The sequence below is a fragment of the Streptomyces albus subsp. albus genome (assembly GCF_000719865.1).
In the GTDB taxonomy this organism is placed as follows: Bacteria; Actinomycetota; Actinomycetes; order Streptomycetales; family Streptomycetaceae; genus Streptomyces; species Streptomyces albus_E.
The window spans coordinates 1-15,327 of record NZ_JOID01000054.1 but is presented as its reverse complement, the minus strand read 5'-3'; the positions used below and the strand labels follow the sequence as shown (position 1 = coordinate 15,327).

Below are 15,327 nucleotides of genomic sequence, written 5' to 3'. Positions count from 1 at the left end.
GTCTCCTCCCGCTCCCGCCCGCCACCGGCGTCCCCCGCCGCCCTCCCGTCCGCACCGGCGCGGACCACTCGGAGAACCAGGTGCGCGGAGCACCCCCTTCGCGTACGGTTGACGGCTGCCCAGCACGTCAGAAGGGGGCCCGGGTGGCCGCGCACGAAGCCACGGTCGATTCGGTACGGGACCGCGAGACCGGTGTCGAACAGGATCATCTCGACCAGGTGTACCGAAGGCTGGAAGAGAAGATCCACGAAGCCGAGTTCCTGATGGCCGACGCCGCCCGCCGCGGCCAGGTCGGCACCCCCGGCGCGCTCGCCGAACGGGACGCCCAGGTCTTCCGCGCCGGACTCCATCTCAACCGGCTCAACAGCGAGTTCGAGGACTTCCTCTTCGGCCGCATCGACCTGCTGGAGGGCAAGGACGGGGAACGCGGCCCGGACGGCGCCTTCACCTCCGTCGAACCCGCCGACGGCGCCGTGCGCACCGGCGGGGACGGCCGGACGTACGCCGAGATCGCCGAGACCCTGCACATCGGCCGGATCGGCGTCCTGGACGCCGACTACACCCCGCTCGTCATCGACTGGCGCGCCCCCGCGGCCGCCCCCTTCTACCGGGCCACGCCCGTGGACCCCGGCCGGGTGGTGCGCCGCCGGGTGATCCGCAGCAAGGGGCGCAGGGTGCTCGGTGTCGAGGACGACCTGCTCCGCCCGGAGATGACCGCGACCCTCGGCGGCGAGGAACTGGCGGTGGTGGGCGACGGCGCGCTGATGGCGGCCCTCGGCCGGGCCCGCAGCCACACCATGCGGGACATCGTCTCCTCCATCCAGGCAGAGCAGGACAAGGTCATCCGGGCGCCCGCCGCCTCCGTCACCGAGGTCGGCGGCGGCCCGGGCACCGGCAAGACGGCCGTCGCGCTGCACCGCGCCGCGTATCTGCTCTACCAGGACCGCAGACGCTATGCCGGCGGCATCCTCGTGGTCAGCCCCACCCCGCTGCTGGTCGCCTACACCGAGGGTGTGCTGCCGTCCCTGGGCGAGGAGGGGCAGGTGGCGATCCGCGCCCTGGGCTCCCTCGTCGACGGGGCGGAGGCCACGGTTTACGACGATCCGGCCGTCGCCCGCGTCAAGGGCTCGGCGCGGATGCAGAAGGTGCTCCGCCGCGCCGCCCGCGGCGCCCTGGAGCCGGCCCGCCCGGCCGCCTCTCGCAACGGCGACGGCAACGGCACCAGCGGTGGGGCGGGGGGCGGCGCCGGCGGCCAGCTGTCGTTCGACGACCCGGAGCCCGGCCCGGTCGGCACGGAACCAGCCGCGGAACCGGCCGCGGCGCCGGTCACCGACCGGCTGCGTGTCGTCGCCTTCGGGGCCCGCGTCGAGCTGGGCCCGGGGGAGCTGCGGGAGATCCGGCGCACCGTCCTCGGCGCGACCACCCCCGTGAACCTGCTCCGTCCCCGCGCCCGCCGGCTGCTGCTGGACGCGCTGTGGGCGAAGTCCGGGGCGGCGGGCCGGCACAGCGGCGACCCGGAGCTGGCGGCCGAGGCGCGCGAGGCCTTCGACGAGGACATCTCCGGTGAGCCGGAGTTCCACGGCTTCCTCGACGCCTGGTGGCCCGAGCTGACCCCGCGCGGCGTGCTGGCCGCGATGGCCGACGAGCGGCGCCTGGGCCGCTGGGCCCGGCGCGTCCTCCAGCCGGCGGAGGTCCGGCGGCTGGCCCGCTCGCTGAAGCGGCTGGGCCCGGACGGCCGGGGCCCCCTCTCCGTCCACGACGTGGCCCTCTTGGACGAGCTGCAGACGCTGCTGGGCACCCCGTCCCGGCCGAGGAAGCGCGAGCTGGACCCGCTGGAGCAGCTCACCGGCCTGGAGGAGGTCACCACCTTCGCCGACCGCTCCTCCCGCCGCCGGCCCGAGCGGGCCGTGGAGGAGCGCACCGAGTACGCGCACGTCATCGTCGACGAGGCGCAGGACCTCACGCCGATGCAGTGGCGCATGGTCGGCCGCCGCGGCCGGCACGCCACCTGGACGGTCGTCGGCGACCCGGCGCAGAGCTCCTGGTCCGCCCCGGAGGAGGCGGCCGCCGCGCGGGACGAGGCGCTCGGCAGCCGCCCCCGCCGGCAGTTCACGCTCACCGTCAACTACCGCAACCCGGCGGAGGTCGCCGAGGTGGCGGCAAAGGTGCTGGCGCTGGCGATGCCGGGCATGGAGCCGCCGGAGGCCGTCCGCTCCACCGGTCTCGTACCGCGCTTCGCGGTGGCGGGGGACGATCTGGGCGCCGCCGTCCGCGCGGAGGCGGCGCGGCTGCTCGCCGAGGTGGACGGCACGGTCGGCGTCGTCGTCGCCATGGACCGCCGCGAGGAGGCCCGGGCCTGGCTGTCCGGACTGGGCGAGCGGGTGGTGGCCCTGGGCAGCCTGGAGGCGAAGGGGCTGGAGTACGACGCGACGCTGGTGGTCTCGCCGGCCGGGATCGCCGACGAGTCCCCGGCCGGGCTGCGGGTCCTGTACGTCGCCCTGACCCGGGCCACCCAGCTTCTCACCGTGCTCTCCGCGGAGCGGGACGCCCCGGACGCGGACGGGGTCCCCGACCTGCTGCGGGAGTGACGCGCGGCAGCCCGGGAGGGGTGTGCCGGGGGCGATGCCGGGGTGCCGTCCGGTGGCCGGGAGCGGTCCGGGAACGGTCCGGGAACGGTCCGGGAGGGCCCGGGAAAAAGCCGTGGCCGGAGGGAATGGCCCCGGCCGGAGGGAGTGTTACCTTGGATGTGGCACCGGCTCGATCCAAGCCCCCGGGCCCAACCTTAGTCGCTTCGAGCGACCACTTGCCGCGAGGCGAGCATGGCGGGCCGGTGTCACACAGCTCCGTCAGAAGGGCGTCTCTCCTCCCCGGAGAGGCGCCCTTCGGCGCGTCCGCGGCAGGGGCTCCGGCGAGCGCTCCGGCGGGGATCTCCGGTCGGCGTCCGGGAGGCGTCACCTGCCGGTCTCTCCGCTGCGGTGGGGGTGCCGCGCGGTACCGGCTGCGGCCCTCACGCCGCCCACATCGTGGAAGAATTATTCCAATTCCGCCCCTCGGTTAACGTCTACCGATCGGTAAATGGCACGATCGGGCAGCGCGCCCTGCGGCGTCCCGCCCACCCCGGCGCGCCAGGCGAAACCAGAAAAAGCAGAGGAAGTCCGCCATGGCAACGGCGCCCAGCGTCTCCTACTCGATGACGGTCCGGCTGGAGGTTCCCGCGAGCGGGAGCGCCGTCGGACGGCTCACCACCGCCGTGGAGTCCCACGGCGGATCGGTGATCGGCCTGGACGTCACGGCGTCCGGCCACGAGAAGCTGCGCATCGACGTCACCATCGGCGCGACCTCCACCGACCACGCCCAGGAGATCGTCGAGCAGCTCCGGCAGATCGAGGGCGTCACCCTCGGCAAGGTCTCCGACCGCACGTTCCTGATGCACCTCGGCGGCAAGATCGAGATGTCGTCGAAGCACCCCATTCGCAACCGCGACGACCTGTCGATGATCTACACCCCGGGTGTGGCCCGGGTCTGCACGGCCATCGCCGAGAACCCCGAAGACGCCCGCCGCCTCACCAGCAAGCGCAACAGCATCGCCGTCGTCACCGACGGCTCCGCCGTCCTCGGCCTCGGCAACATCGGCCCGATGGCCGCCCTCCCCGTCATGGAGGGCAAGGCGGCCCTCTTCAAGCGGTTCGCGGGCATCGACGCCTGGCCGCTCTGCCTGGACACCCAGGACACCGACACCATCGTCGAGGTCGTCAAGGCCATCGCCCCCGGCTTCGCGGGCATCAATCTGGAGGACATCTCCGCGCCCCGCTGCTTCGAGATCGAGGCCCGGCTCCGCGAGGCCCTGGACATCCCCGTCTTCCACGACGACCAGCACGGCACCGCCATCGTCGTGCTCGCCGCCCTCACCAACGCCCTGCGCGTGGTGGGGAAGCGGATCGGCGACGTCCGCGTGGTGATGTCCGGTGCCGGCGCGGCGGGCACGGCCATCCTCAAGCTGCTCCTCGCCGCCGGCGTGAAGCACGCGGTGGTCGCCGACATCCACGGCGTCGTCCACGCGGGCCGCGAGGACCTGGTCGACGTCGACCCGGACTCCCCGCTCTGCTGGGTCGCCAACAACACCAACCCGGAGGGCGTGACCGGCACCCTGCGGGAGGCGGTCCGCGGCGCGGACGTCTTCATCGGCGTCTCCGCCCCCAACGTGCTGAGCGGCGAGGACGTGGCCGCGATGGCGGACGGCGCGATCGTGTTCGCGCTCGCCAACCCCGACCCGGAAGTGGACCCGGCCGTCGCCCGCCGGACCGCGGCCGTGGTCGCCACCGGCCGCAGCGACTTCCCCAACCAGATCAACAACGTGCTGGTCTTCCCGGGTGTCTTCCGGGGACTCCTGGACGCCCAGTCGCACCGGGTGGACACCGACATGCTGCTGGCCGCGGCGGGAGCCCTCGCCGATGTCGTCGGCGAGGACGAGCTCAACCCGAACTACATCATCCCCAGCGTCTTCAACGACCGGGTCGCCCGCGCGGTCGCGGACGCCGTCAGCCATGCCGCCAGGACCGTGGGATCGGCCGGGGTGACTGTGACAGGTGCCACGAAGGGCTAGGGGGCGGCGCGTCGCGGAGCCACCGGCTCGTACGGCATGCATAGGGTGACGGGCAGCCAAAACTGCCGCAAACGCCCCGAAGCGGCCCTGCCGCGCGCCTCCGGGGCGGAACGCGGGGCAACACCACGATGGAGTGCAGGCGCTCTTCGTGTGACTTCGCAGGGCACCGGATTGGCTTTACCGCCGCAGGTACGGGCAGGATGCGTAACCGGGCGCGAGGGTCTGCCAGCAGACCCGGGTCCGGGGACTGTCCGAGGGCCCTGGCAGCATCGGCTTCGATCTCACGCCTCATTGGCACGTAGAACACGGGAGTACATATGAACCGCAGTGAGCTGGTGGCCGCTCTGTCCGAGCGCGCCGAGGTGACCCGCAAGGACGCGGACGCGGTCCTCGCGGCGCTCGCCGAGACCGTCGGCGAGGTCGTGGCCAAGGGCGACGAGAAGGTCACCATCCCCGGCTTCCTGACCTTCGAGCGCACCCACCGTGCCGCTCGCACCGCGCGCAACCCGCAGACCGGCGACCCGATCGAGATCCCGGCCGGCTACAGCGTGAAGGTCTCCGCGGGCTCCAAGCTCAAGGAAGCCGCCAAGGGCAAGTAAGGACGGCAGCGCGGAGGGCGGCCACCCCGGGAGGGGGAGGCCGCCCTTTCGCCGTCTCCGGGCCCCTCGCGGGGCGGCGCGGGGGTCCGGCCCGGGGGGGGTCAGTGTTTGCGGGTGCCGTTGGGGAGCTCCACATCAGCCCCCAGCGCCTTCAGCTTCTCCATGCTGTGCCGTCCGGGGGGCGACCCCCGGGCCCCCAGGGAGGGCGGTGCGGGGGTGGCCCGGGGGGTCAGTGTTTGCGGGTGCCGTTCGGGAGCTCCACATCAGCCCCCAGCGCCTTCAGCTTCTCCATGAAGTTCTCGTAGCCGCGGTTGATCAGGTCGATGCCGTGCACCCGGGAGGTGCCCTGCGCCGCCAGCGCCGCGATGAGGTACGAGAAGCCGCCCCGGAGGTCCGGGATGACCAGGTCGGAGCCCTGCAGCTTGGTCGGGCCGGAGACGACCGCCGAGTGCAGGAAGTTCCGCTGTCCGAACCGGCAGGCCGAGCCGCCCAGGCACTCCCGGTAGAGCTGGATGTGGGCGCCCATCTGGTTCAGTGCCGAGGTGAAGCCCAGCCGCGACTCGTAGACCGTCTCGTGGACGATGGAGAGCCCGGAGGCCTGCGTCAGCGCGACGACCAGCGGCTGCTGCCAGTCGGTCTGGAAGCCGGGGTGCACGTCCGTCTCCAGCGCGATGGCGTTGAGCGGGCCGCCCGGGTGCCAGAAGCGGATGCCCTCGTCGTCGATCTCGAAGGCGCCGCCGACCTTCCGGTACGTGTTGAGGAAGGTCATCATCGAGCGCTGCTGGGCGCCGCGCACATAGATGTTGCCGTCGGTGGCGAGCGCCGCGCTCGCCCAGGAGGCCGCCTCCAGGCGGTCCGGGAGCGCCGCGTGGTTGTAGCCGCCGAGCTTGTCGACACCGGTGATCCGGATCGTCCGGTCGGTGTCCATGGAGATGATGGCGCCCATCTTCTGCAGGACGCAGATGAGGTCCTCGATCTCCGGTTCCACCGCGGCGTTCGTCAGTTCGGTGACACCTTCGGCCAGCACGGCCGTCAGCAGCACCTGCTCCGTCGAGCCGACGGACGGGTACGGCAGCCGGATCTTGGTGCCGCGCAGCCGCTGCGGGGCCTCCAGGTACTGGCCGTCCGCGCGCTTCTCGATCGTCGCGCCGAACTGCCGCAGCACCTGGAAGTGGAAGTCCACCGGCCGGCCGCCGATGTCGCAGCCGCCCAGGCCGGGGATGAAGGCGTGGCCGAGGCGGTGCAGCAGCGGGCCGCAGAAGAGGATCGGGATGCGCGAGGAGCCCGCGTGGGCGTCGATGTCGGCGACGTTGGCGCTCTCGACGTGGGACGGGTCGAGAATCAGCTCGCCGGCCTCGCCGGGGCGGACCGTGACACCGTGCAGCTGGAGCAGCCCCCGCACCACTCTGACGTCACGGATGTCCGGGACGTTGCGGAGCCGGCTGGGTTCGCTGCCGAGCAGTGCGGCGACCATGGCCTTGGGCACGAGGTTCTTCGCGCCGCGGACACGGATCTCGCCCTCCAGCGGGGTTCCGCCGTGGACAAGCAGGACATCGTCGGTGCCGGTCATGGATCTCGCGTTCCTGGAGTGGGACTGGGACCAAAGCCAAATGGTAAGCGCCGCCGGGCCCCCCGCCGTAGGGCCGGGAGGGGTAGTGCCAGGTCGTCCGCAGGTCATGGGTTTGTCACAACACGTACGGTGCGTCTACCACGTCAGAGCGTCACGAAACGGACCGGAAACCGGCCCGTGACGCGCCCGGGCGAAGGCGCGCCCCCGCTGCCGCCGTACGCCCCCGCGGGCCCCGTCCCCGTCGCATTGTGGACTCCCCGAGGGGCCCCTCGGTGCGGGATCATGTGGGCATGACGGAGGTGTCCTCGCTCACCGGGCGGCTGCTGGTCGCGACGCCGGCGCTGGCCGACCCCAACTTCGACCGTGCGGTCGTGCTGCTCCTCGACCACGACGAGGAGGGCTCGCTCGGCGTGGTCCTCAACCGGCCGACTCCGGTCGACGTCGTCGACATCCTGGAGAACTGGGCGGATCTGGCCGGTGAGCCGGGGGTCGTCTTCCAGGGCGGTCCGGTCTCGCTCGACTCGGCGCTCGGCGTGGCCGTGGTGCCCGGTGAGAGCGGATCGGCGGTCGGCGGCGGGCCGCTGGGCTGGCGGCGGGTGCACGGCGCGATCGGCCTCGTCGATCTGGAGACCCCGCCGGAACTGCTGGCCGCGGCCGTGGGCAGCCTGCGCATCTTCGCCGGATACGCCGGCTGGGGCCCGGGCCAGCTGGAGGACGAACTGGCCGAGGGCGCCTGGTACGTCGTGGAGTCCGAACCCGGCGACGTCTCCTCACCGGCCCCCGAGCGGCTGTGGCGCTCGGTGCTGCGCCGGCAGCGCAGCGGGCTGGCGATGGTCGCCACCTATCCCGACGACCCGACGCTCAACTGACGGCCCCGGCCGGATCGGCTCCGGCCTCGGGCCCCTGCTCGCCGCGTCCTCCTCCGCCTCCGGCCGCGGTGGTTTTCCGCCGCCGCCCGCCGCCTTCCGCCGCGGCCAGCCGTCTTCCGCGGTTTCCCGCCGCCCGCTGTGCCGGGGCGGGCGGGGCCCGGCCGGCTCGGGCGGGCCCGCGCGAGGGGGCCGCGGTCCGGGCCCGCCGGCGGCCGGCGGCCCGGCGGTTTTTCCCGGGCGTCGGGCGTGGGGCTCCCCGCCCCGTCCCAGTACCCTGGGGACCCATGAGCACTCTTGAGCCCGAGCGCGGGACAGGGACCGGCACCCTTGTAGAGCCGACACCCCAGGTGTCGAACGGCGACGGTGACCACGAGCGCTTCGCCCATTACGTCCAGAAGGACAAGATCATGGCGAGCGCGCTCGAGGGCACGCCCGTCGTGGCGCTCTGCGGCAAGGTCTGGGTTCCCGGCCGCGATCCGAAGAAGTACCCGGTCTGCCCCATGTGCAAGGAGATCTACGAGTCCATGGGCGCCGGCGGCGACAAGGGCAAGGGCGGCAAGGGCGACGGCAAGTAGCCGGCCCGCCGCGGCCACCGGTCCTCCCGCGGCCCGGCAGGCGTTCCTCGCGGACGCCCGCCGGGCCGCGCGCGCATTCGCGCGCGCCCGGGAGGCCGGGAGACCCGGCGCTCCCGGGCGGCGTTCCCTTCCCCGCCGCGGAATCGCCACAGAACCGCCACGGAACCGGCGCGGCCGCCTCCGGCGTCCCTCTCCCCGTACGTCCTGTCGACCGGCTTGCCCCGATCGTGTGAGCCATGGGCGAGATGCGAACGTCATCGGAACGCTCCGGAACCGTTGATCCGATCAAGGCGTTGGCACCGTAAGGTTCCGCGAAGAGTGGTAAACCACTCATCGCGGGTGACAGCTCCTGCGCGCGGGCCGGCGCCTGCCAGAGGTGGGAACCGACCCTTCGCCGCCCCTCGCGCAGCGGGGTCGCGAAGATGTGCCAGAGTTGCCACGTCCGGGCTGTGAGCACGTACCGTACGGCGGAACAGGCGGGACACCGGGAAGGGGCAGCTGGGTTGACCACGCACGCACCGCAGGCGGCGCGAACGGTGATGCTGCCGTCCTCGCTCGACGAGGCCGTGGCGGCGCTCTCCGCCCTGCCGGCCGCCGTGCCCGTCGCGGGCGGCACGGACCTCATGGCCTCGGTCAACTCCGGTCTGCTGCGCCCCGCGGCGCTCGTCGGCCTCGGCCGGATCAACGAGACCCGCGGCTGGCAGTACCAGGACGGCCACGCGCTGCTCGGCGCCGGACTCACCCACGCCCGCATGGGCCGCCCCGACTTCGCCGCCCTCATCCCCGCCCTGGCCGCCGCCGCGCGCGCCGCCGGCCCGCCGCAGATCCGCAACGCCGGCACCCTCGGCGGGAACATCGTCACCGCCGCGCCCACCGGTGACTCCCTGCCCGTGCTGGCGGCCCTGGAGGCCACCCTGATCATCGCCGGGCCGGAGCACGCCCGCCGCGAGATCCCCGTCAGCCATCTGCTCGCGGGCATGGAGATGCTGCGCCCCGGCGAACTCGTCGGCTGGGTGCGGGTGCCGCTGCTGCACGCGCCGCAGACCTTCCTCAAGGCCACCGGCCGCACCGGGCCCGGCAGGGCCTCCGCCTCCGTCGCCCTCGTTCTCGACCCGGCCCGGCGCAGCGTGCGCTGCGCGGTCGGCGCCGTCGCCCCCATGCCGCTGCGGCCGCTGGAGGCCGAGCGCTGGGTGGCCGGGCTCATCGACTGGGACGGCGAGCGCGGTCTGGCCCCCGAGGCCTGCGCGGCCTTCGGCGAGTACGTCGCGGGCGCCTGCATCCCGGACCCCGCACCGGGCGAGGACGGCTCCGAGCCGCCCGCCCTGCCGCCGGCCGTCCTGCATCTGCGGCGTACGGTGGCCGCACTGGCCCGCCGAGCTCTGGGGAGGGCGCTCGCATGACCAACGACCAGCCGCGGCACCCGCAGCGGCCGTACTCCGACGAGGAGGAGCGGCCGACGGGAGGCTGGCAGCCGACCGCGCAGAGCGGCGAGTTCGACTCGGAGGCCACGGCCTTCGTCCAGCTCCCGGAAGGACTGCTCGACCCGTCCGCCGGCCGCGAGCCGCTGGCCGCGCCCGGCCAGGGCTACGCGCCTCCGCCCGTGGAGGCCGCGTACGGCGAGCCGCCGGAGGGCGGCCCGTGGACGATGCCGTACACCGACCCGGGCGGCGCCCAGCAGTACCAGTGGCAGCAGCCCCACCAGCAGGCGCAGCAGCAGGGGTACGGGCAGGGGCACGGACACCAGGCCGCGCGGGACCACGAGCAGGGCGGTCACGAACAAGGCGGTCACGAACAAGGCGGTCACGAGCAGGGCCGCGAGACCGGCTGGCCCGAGGAGAGCGCGGGGCACGGCGGCGCGTGGAGCGTGCCCCCGGCGGCCGACGACGCCCCCGACGAGTCCGGGGAGTACCTGGTCGGCGGTGCCGCGGCGCCCGCCCCCGGGCCGTGGAGCGCGGGCGGCGCCGGAGCGGACGACCGGTGGGACCAGCAGGGCGGGGCCTCCGGCGAGCAGGGCGGGCCCGGCGCCGGGACGGCCCGGGACACCGGCCCGCAGCAGTGGGGCTACGCGCCGGGCGGACAGCAGGCGCCCGCGCACCCGCACGACCAGCCCGGCAACGTCCCCGCGCCGGGCGACACCTGGTCCGACGCGTGGGAACGGCCGGCTCCCGGAGGCAACCCCGGTCCCGCCCCGGAGAACGGCGGCGCCTGGGGAACTCCCGCCGGCGGCACGGCCGGCGGCGCCGCGGAGGGCTCCGGCGCGGACGGCCCGGGAGTGGCCCCGGGCGGGCAGTGGCCCGCGCCCGGTACCCAGGAGGTCTCCCCGGCGGGCGGCCCCCACCCCTACGACGACGGCGAGGGCGGCAGCGGCGAGGAAGCCCGGCCCGCGCCCTCCGGCGACTGGCACCCCGGCGCGGCCGACGGCACCCCGGCCGGCAGCGCCCCGGCCGATCGCACCCCGGCCGGGGAGAGCGGCGCGGACCGCGGCGGCCCCGGCACCGGGCGGCCCTCCGGGGACGGCGGTCCCGAGGGCCCCGGTCTCCCCGACGGCGGGGGCACCGGCACCGCGCCGGACGGCCCCGCCGGCCCCGGCGGGCCCGGCTCCGAGGAGCGGGACGGACCGGACGCGCCCCCCGAGATCATCCTCGACGCGCACAGCGAACACCCCTACGCCTCCTACGTCCTGCGGGTCAACGGCATCGACCGTCCCGTCACCGACGCCTGGATCGGCGAATCCCTGCTCTACGTCCTCCGGGAGCGGCTGGGCCTGGCGGGCGCCAAGGACGGCTGCTCGCAGGGCGAGTGCGGCGCCTGCTCCGTGCAGGTCGACGGCCGGCTCGTCGCCTCCTGTCTGGTTCCGGCGGCGACCACGGCCGGCTCGGAGGTCCGCACCGTCGAGGGGCTGGCGGCGGAGGGCACCCCCTCCGACGTCCAGCGGGCGCTCGTCGCGGGCGGCGCCGTGCAGTGCGGTTTCTGCGTGCCCGGCCTGGCGATGACCGTGCACGACCTGCTGGAGGGCAACCACGCCCCGACCGAGTTGGAGACCCGCCAGGCGCTCTGCGGCAACCTCTGCCGGTGCACCGGCTACCGGGGAGTGCTCAACGCGGTCCGCGAAGTCGTCGCCTCCCGCGCGGAGTCGGCGGAGGCGGCGGCCCAGTCGGCGGCCGACGCGGAAGCCGCGGCGGCGGACGCGGAGGCACGGGCTGTTGAAGAGACGGCCGCGGGGCAGGCACCCGGCGGCTACCCGCAGGACCCCTACCCGGGGCAGTCCTACGAGGCACCGTCCTACGAGGCCCAGCCCTACGCCGGGCAGCCCCATGACGGGCAGGCCTACGACGAGCGGGCCCACGCCCCGGGCGGCAACAGCGGCAACGGCAACGGCGAGTACGGCAACGGCCACGTTTCCGCGCAGGCCTCGCACGGCGGCCCCCACATCCCCCACCAGCCGGGCCCGCCCGGCAACGGCACCCCCCCGCCCGGAGGCCTCGCGTGAACCCCCCGCGCGCCACCCCCCGTTCCCCCCGCCCCGCGCCCGCCCCGCGGCGCGTCCGCACTCCCCACCTCCCCACTCCCCCCTGCGGCAGCGGAAAGGCAGCGTGAGATGACCGGTCCCGACGCGGCCACCGCGAACCCGGCGGGCCTGACCGCACCCGCCGCCGGCGACGGCGGCACGCTGCCCGCCGAGGAGCCGGCACCGCACGGCCTCGGCTCCTCCCTGCCGCCCCACGACGCCTTCCCGAAGACCGCGGGCACCTTCCCGTACGCGGCCGACCTGTGGGCCGAGGGGCTGCTCTGGGCGGCCGTGCTGCGCTCGCCGCACCCGCACGCCAAGATCCTCTCCATCGACACCTCCGGCGCCACCGAGATGCCGGGCGTGGAAGCCGTCATCACCCACGAGGACGTCCCCGGCGACGCCAACCAGGGCCGCAAGGTGGCCGACCGGCCCGTCTTCGCCAAGGATCTGGTCCGCCACCACGGCGAGCCGATCGCCGCCATCGCCGCCGACCACCCGGACACCGCCCGGCTCGCGGCCGCCGCGATCGCCGTCGAGTACGAGGTGCTCGAACCGGTCACCGACCCCGAGAAGGCGTTCGAGGCCGAACCGCTCCACCCCGACGGCAACCTCATCCGCCACATCCCGCTGCGGTACGGCGACCCGGAGATCACCGGCGAGGTGATCGTCGAGGGCCTGTACCGGATCGGCCGCCAGGACCCGGCGCCCATCGGCGCGGAGGCCGGACTCGCCGTGCCGCGCCCCGACGGCGGCGTCGAGATCTACACCGCCTCCACCGACCCGCACGCCGACCGCGACCTGGCCGCCGCCTGCTTCGGCCTGCCCCCGGAGCAGGTCAAGGTCGTCGTCACCGGCGTGCCCGGCGCGATGGGCGACCGCGAGGACCCGGGGGTGCAACTGCCGCTCGGGCTGCTGGCGCTGCGCACCGGACGCCCGGTGAAGATCGCCGTCAACCGCGAGGAGTCCTTCCTCGGCCACGCCCACCGCCACCCCACCCTGCTCCGCTACCGCCACCACGCCGACTCCGAGGGCCGGCTCGTCAAGGTCGAGGCGCAGATCCTGCTGGACGCGGGCGCGTACGCCGAGGCCTCCTCGGAGTCGCTGGCCGCCGCGGTCGCCTTCGCCTGCGGCCCGTACGTCGTGCCGCACGCCTTCGTCGAGGGCTGGGCGGTGCGCACCAACAACCCGCCGTCCGGCCATGTGCGGGGGGAGGGCGCCCTGCAGGTGTGCGCCGCGTACGAGGGCCAGATGGACAAGCTCGCGGCCAAGCTGGGCCTGGACCCGGCCGAGCTGCGGATGCGCAATGTGATGGCCACCGGCGATCTGCTGCCCACCGGCCAGACGGTGACCTGCCCGGCCCCGGTGGCCGAACTCCTCCAGGCCGTACGGGACGCGCCGCTGCCCGCGCTGCCCAAGGACACCCCGGAGGAGGACTGGCTGCTGCCCGGCGGCCCCGAGGGGGCCGGCGAACCGGGCGCGGTCCGGCGGGGCGTCGGCTACGCGCTGGGCATGGTGCACGTCCTGGGCGCGGAGGGCACGGACGAGGTCTCCACGGCCACCGTCAGGGTCAACGACGGGGTGGCCACCGTCATCTGCGCGGCGGTCGAGACCGGGCAGGGCTTCTCGACGCTGGCCCGCCAGATCGTGCAGGAGACGCTGGGCGTGGAGGAGGTGCACATCGCCTCCGTCGACACCGACCAGCCGCCGGCCGGTCCGGCCGCGCACGGCCGCCACACCTGGGTCTCGGGCGGGGCGGTGGAGCGCGCGGCGAAGATGGTGCGCACCCAGCTCCTGCAGCCGCTGGCGCACAAGTTCGGGATGTCCACGGAACTGCTGTCCATCGCCGACGGCAAGATCACCTCGTACGACGGGGTGCTGAGCACCACCGTGGCGGAGACCCTGGACGGCAAGGAGCTGTGGGCCACCGCGCAGTGCCGCCCGCACCCGACCGAACCGCTGGACGAGTCCGGCCAGGGCGACGCCTTCGTGGGGCTCGCCTTCTGCGCCGTCCGCGCGGTGGTCGACGTCGACATCGAGCTGGGCTCGGTACGGGTCGTGGAGATGGCCGTGGCACAGGACGTCGGCCGGGTGCTCAACCCCCGCCAGCTGGCGGCCCGGATCGAGGCCGGGGTCACCCAGGGCGTGGGGGCGGCGCTGATGGAGAACCTGCGCACGTCGAAGGGGATCGTCCGGCGCCCCAACTTCACCGGATACCCGCTGCCGACGGCGCTGGACGTCCCCGACATCCGCATCGTCAAGCTGGTCGAGGAGCGGGACGTGGTGGCGCCGTTCGGGGCGAAGGCGGCCAGCGCGGTCCCGGTGGTGACGTCCCCGGCGGCGGTGGCGTCGGCGGTGCGGGCGGCGACGGGCCGCCCGGTCAACCGCCTCCCGATCCGCCCGCAGGCGGCGGTGGCGGTCCCGGACCGGCACTGAGGGCGCGGGGCGCCGGCGCACTGTCCGGCCGCCCTCCCGCGGGTGCCCGCCCGGCGGGGATCTCCGGGCGGCTCCGGCGCGCGCTGGACCGAGTGGCCCGGGTACCCGGCGTGAGGCGGCGTCAGAGCGCCGGGCTGTCACCGGCCGCCCGCCGGTCCGACGGCTCCCGGGACTCGGTACTCGGCGCCACGGGACCCGGGCAGCACGGGCGCTCAAGGTGTCCGGGCCGTGTGACCAGGCCGGGGAACAGCCGGCGAGACAACTGTCGGCGACGCACAGTAACCTCTTAACGCCTCACCGTCGGAGGCGAGTTGCGTCACCGCTGTGGTGGGGCGACCGGGGCCGGTGGGACGACGGTGTGACGGTGCGCCCAGCGGGCCGGATGACCGGACGGCCCGGAGGACCTGCGGACCGTCGGCCCGGTGAGGCGTGCAGCCGGAACGTGACCGTGTGACCGTGACCGTGTGTACGACGGGGGAGACGACGTGGCCGACGAGGACGACACAGCGACGGGCGGCACCGCGGACGGCGGAGGCGGCTGGGCCGGACTGACCGCGATCGGCGGCGCGGCGGTGTCCGCGGCGCGCGGCGCGATGGACCTCTACACCGAGATGAGCTCGCTGCAGGGGTTCAAGAACCGGGTGGACGAACTGCTCAGGGAACTCGGCGACTCGGAGGCCGCCCCGGTCCGGATGGCGGGTCACCGCCTGTCGGGGGCGCACCTCGGCACGGGCTTCGCGGAGGCCGAGGGCCTGCACAAGGTCTACACGGAGGTCCACGACGAGCTGACCGCGCTGTCCGAACTGCTCTCCGGCCAGATCGAGGCCATGGGCACGGCGGTCCACGCGGCGCGGGTCGGCTACGAGAACATCGACCTCGACAACCGCGAACGCATGTGGCAGATCCACGACTTGACGGACAAGCGCTACCGCCGGGGGCAGGACGGCACGGGCGGCGACCGGCCGGGCGCGGCACAGCAGACGGACACGGACCGGCGGCCGGACGCCGGTGCCGGTGCCGGTGCCGGTGACGACAGCGCGGGGGCGGGTTACTGATGCGCGTGTGCGTGTGCGGGGTGTTGCGGGCGTTGGCAGGACGGGGCGGAAGGGGGGTCAACGGTGGGTGACTCCGCGTGGGGTGGCGCTTTCAGTCCGGGGCGGATGCTGG

At 74.7% G+C, this 15,327-nt stretch carries 10 protein-coding genes; 9 read left to right on the top strand and 1 reads right to left on the bottom strand.

Annotated elements, in window-relative coordinates; translation table 11 throughout:
- Positions 1-143 precede the first annotated feature (143 nt).
- The 3 genes from IF83_RS0128895 (at position 144) to IF83_RS0128885 (ending at position 5,202) form a co-directional block, all read left to right on the top strand.
- Complete coding sequence (locus IF83_RS0128895; protein ID WP_030549241.1) at positions 144-2,588, top strand: HelD family protein; 2,445 nt, start codon at positions 144-146, stop codon at positions 2,586-2,588.
- Between the two features lie 572 nt (positions 2,589-3,160).
- Positions 3,161-4,603: an NAD-dependent malic enzyme gene (locus IF83_RS0128890; protein WP_030549240.1), complete on the top strand. Its 1,443-nt coding sequence runs from the start codon at positions 3,161-3,163 to the stop codon at positions 4,601-4,603.
- Positions 4,604-4,920: 317 nt separating this feature from the next.
- The gene (locus IF83_RS0128885; RefSeq protein ID WP_019711607.1) at positions 4,921-5,202 is read left to right on the top strand and encodes an HU family DNA-binding protein; all 282 of its coding nucleotides are present in this window, start codon (positions 4,921-4,923) and stop codon (positions 5,200-5,202) included.
- A 229-nt stretch (positions 5,203-5,431) separates the two neighbouring features.
- On the opposite strand, the gene murA is transcribed toward IF83_RS0128885, so the two are convergent.
- Positions 5,432-6,772 carry a UDP-N-acetylglucosamine 1-carboxyvinyltransferase gene (gene murA, locus IF83_RS0128880; protein ID WP_030549238.1) on the bottom strand — a complete coding sequence of 447 codons (1,341 nt, stop codon included), beginning with the start codon at positions 6,770-6,772 and terminating at the stop codon, positions 5,432-5,434.
- 290 nt (positions 6,773-7,062) lie between these two features.
- Here murA and IF83_RS0128875 point away from each other — a divergent pair, with 290 nt between their 5' ends.
- The 6 genes from IF83_RS0128875 (at position 7,063) to IF83_RS34385 (ending at position 15,215) form a co-directional block, all read left to right on the top strand.
- Positions 7,063-7,641, top strand: coding sequence for a YqgE/AlgH family protein (locus tag IF83_RS0128875; RefSeq protein WP_030549236.1), 579 nt, complete (start codon positions 7,063-7,065; stop codon positions 7,639-7,641).
- A gap of 284 nt (positions 7,642-7,925) precedes the next feature.
- Positions 7,926-8,216, top strand: coding sequence for a DUF3039 domain-containing protein (locus IF83_RS30835; protein ID WP_030549235.1), 291 nt, complete (start codon positions 7,926-7,928; stop codon positions 8,214-8,216).
- Positions 8,217-8,638: 422 nt separating this feature from the next.
- Positions 8,639-9,616, top strand: coding sequence for an FAD binding domain-containing protein (locus tag IF83_RS0128865; RefSeq protein WP_078843999.1), 978 nt, complete (start codon positions 8,639-8,641; stop codon positions 9,614-9,616).
- On the top strand, positions 9,613-11,706 hold the full coding sequence (locus IF83_RS31425) for a 2Fe-2S iron-sulfur cluster-binding protein (RefSeq protein WP_051723515.1): 2,094 nt from the start codon (positions 9,613-9,615) through the stop codon (positions 11,704-11,706). The genes IF83_RS0128865 and IF83_RS31425 overlap by 4 nt, the downstream gene beginning before the upstream one ends.
- 108 nt (positions 11,707-11,814) lie before the next feature.
- Positions 11,815-14,160 carry a xanthine dehydrogenase family protein molybdopterin-binding subunit gene (locus IF83_RS0128855; protein ID WP_030549229.1) on the top strand — a complete coding sequence of 782 codons (2,346 nt, stop codon included), beginning with the start codon at positions 11,815-11,817 and terminating at the stop codon, positions 14,158-14,160.
- A 464-nt stretch (positions 14,161-14,624) separates the two neighbouring features.
- A complete protein-coding gene (locus tag IF83_RS34385) occupies positions 14,625-15,215 on the top strand; it encodes a hypothetical protein (protein WP_208605956.1) in 591 nt (196 codons plus the stop codon).
- The last annotated feature ends 112 nt before the right edge of the window (positions 15,216-15,327 follow it).

Bases quoted from the DNA above. Each gene is read 5' to 3' on its own strand.
- IF83_RS30835 (WP_030549235.1), top strand. From the start codon at position 7,926: ATGAGCACTCTTGAGCCCGAGCGCGGGACAGGGACCGGCACCCTTGTA.
- IF83_RS0128875 (WP_030549236.1), top strand. From the start codon at position 7,063: ATGACGGAGGTGTCCTCGCTCACCGGGCGGCTGCTGGTCGCGACGCCG.
- IF83_RS0128885 (WP_019711607.1), top strand. From the start codon at position 4,921: ATGAACCGCAGTGAGCTGGTGGCCGCTCTGTCCGAGCGCGCCGAGGTG.
- IF83_RS31425 (WP_051723515.1), top strand. From the start codon at position 9,613: ATGACCAACGACCAGCCGCGGCACCCGCAGCGGCCGTACTCCGACGAG.
- IF83_RS0128890 (WP_030549240.1), top strand. From the start codon at position 3,161: ATGGCAACGGCGCCCAGCGTCTCCTACTCGATGACGGTCCGGCTGGAG.
- IF83_RS0128865 (WP_078843999.1), top strand. From the start codon at position 8,639: ATGTGCCAGAGTTGCCACGTCCGGGCTGTGAGCACGTACCGTACGGCG.
- IF83_RS0128855 (WP_030549229.1), top strand. From the start codon at position 11,815: ATGACCGGTCCCGACGCGGCCACCGCGAACCCGGCGGGCCTGACCGCA.
- murA (WP_030549238.1), bottom strand. From the start codon at position 6,772: ATGACCGGCACCGACGATGTCCTGCTTGTCCACGGCGGAACCCCGCTG.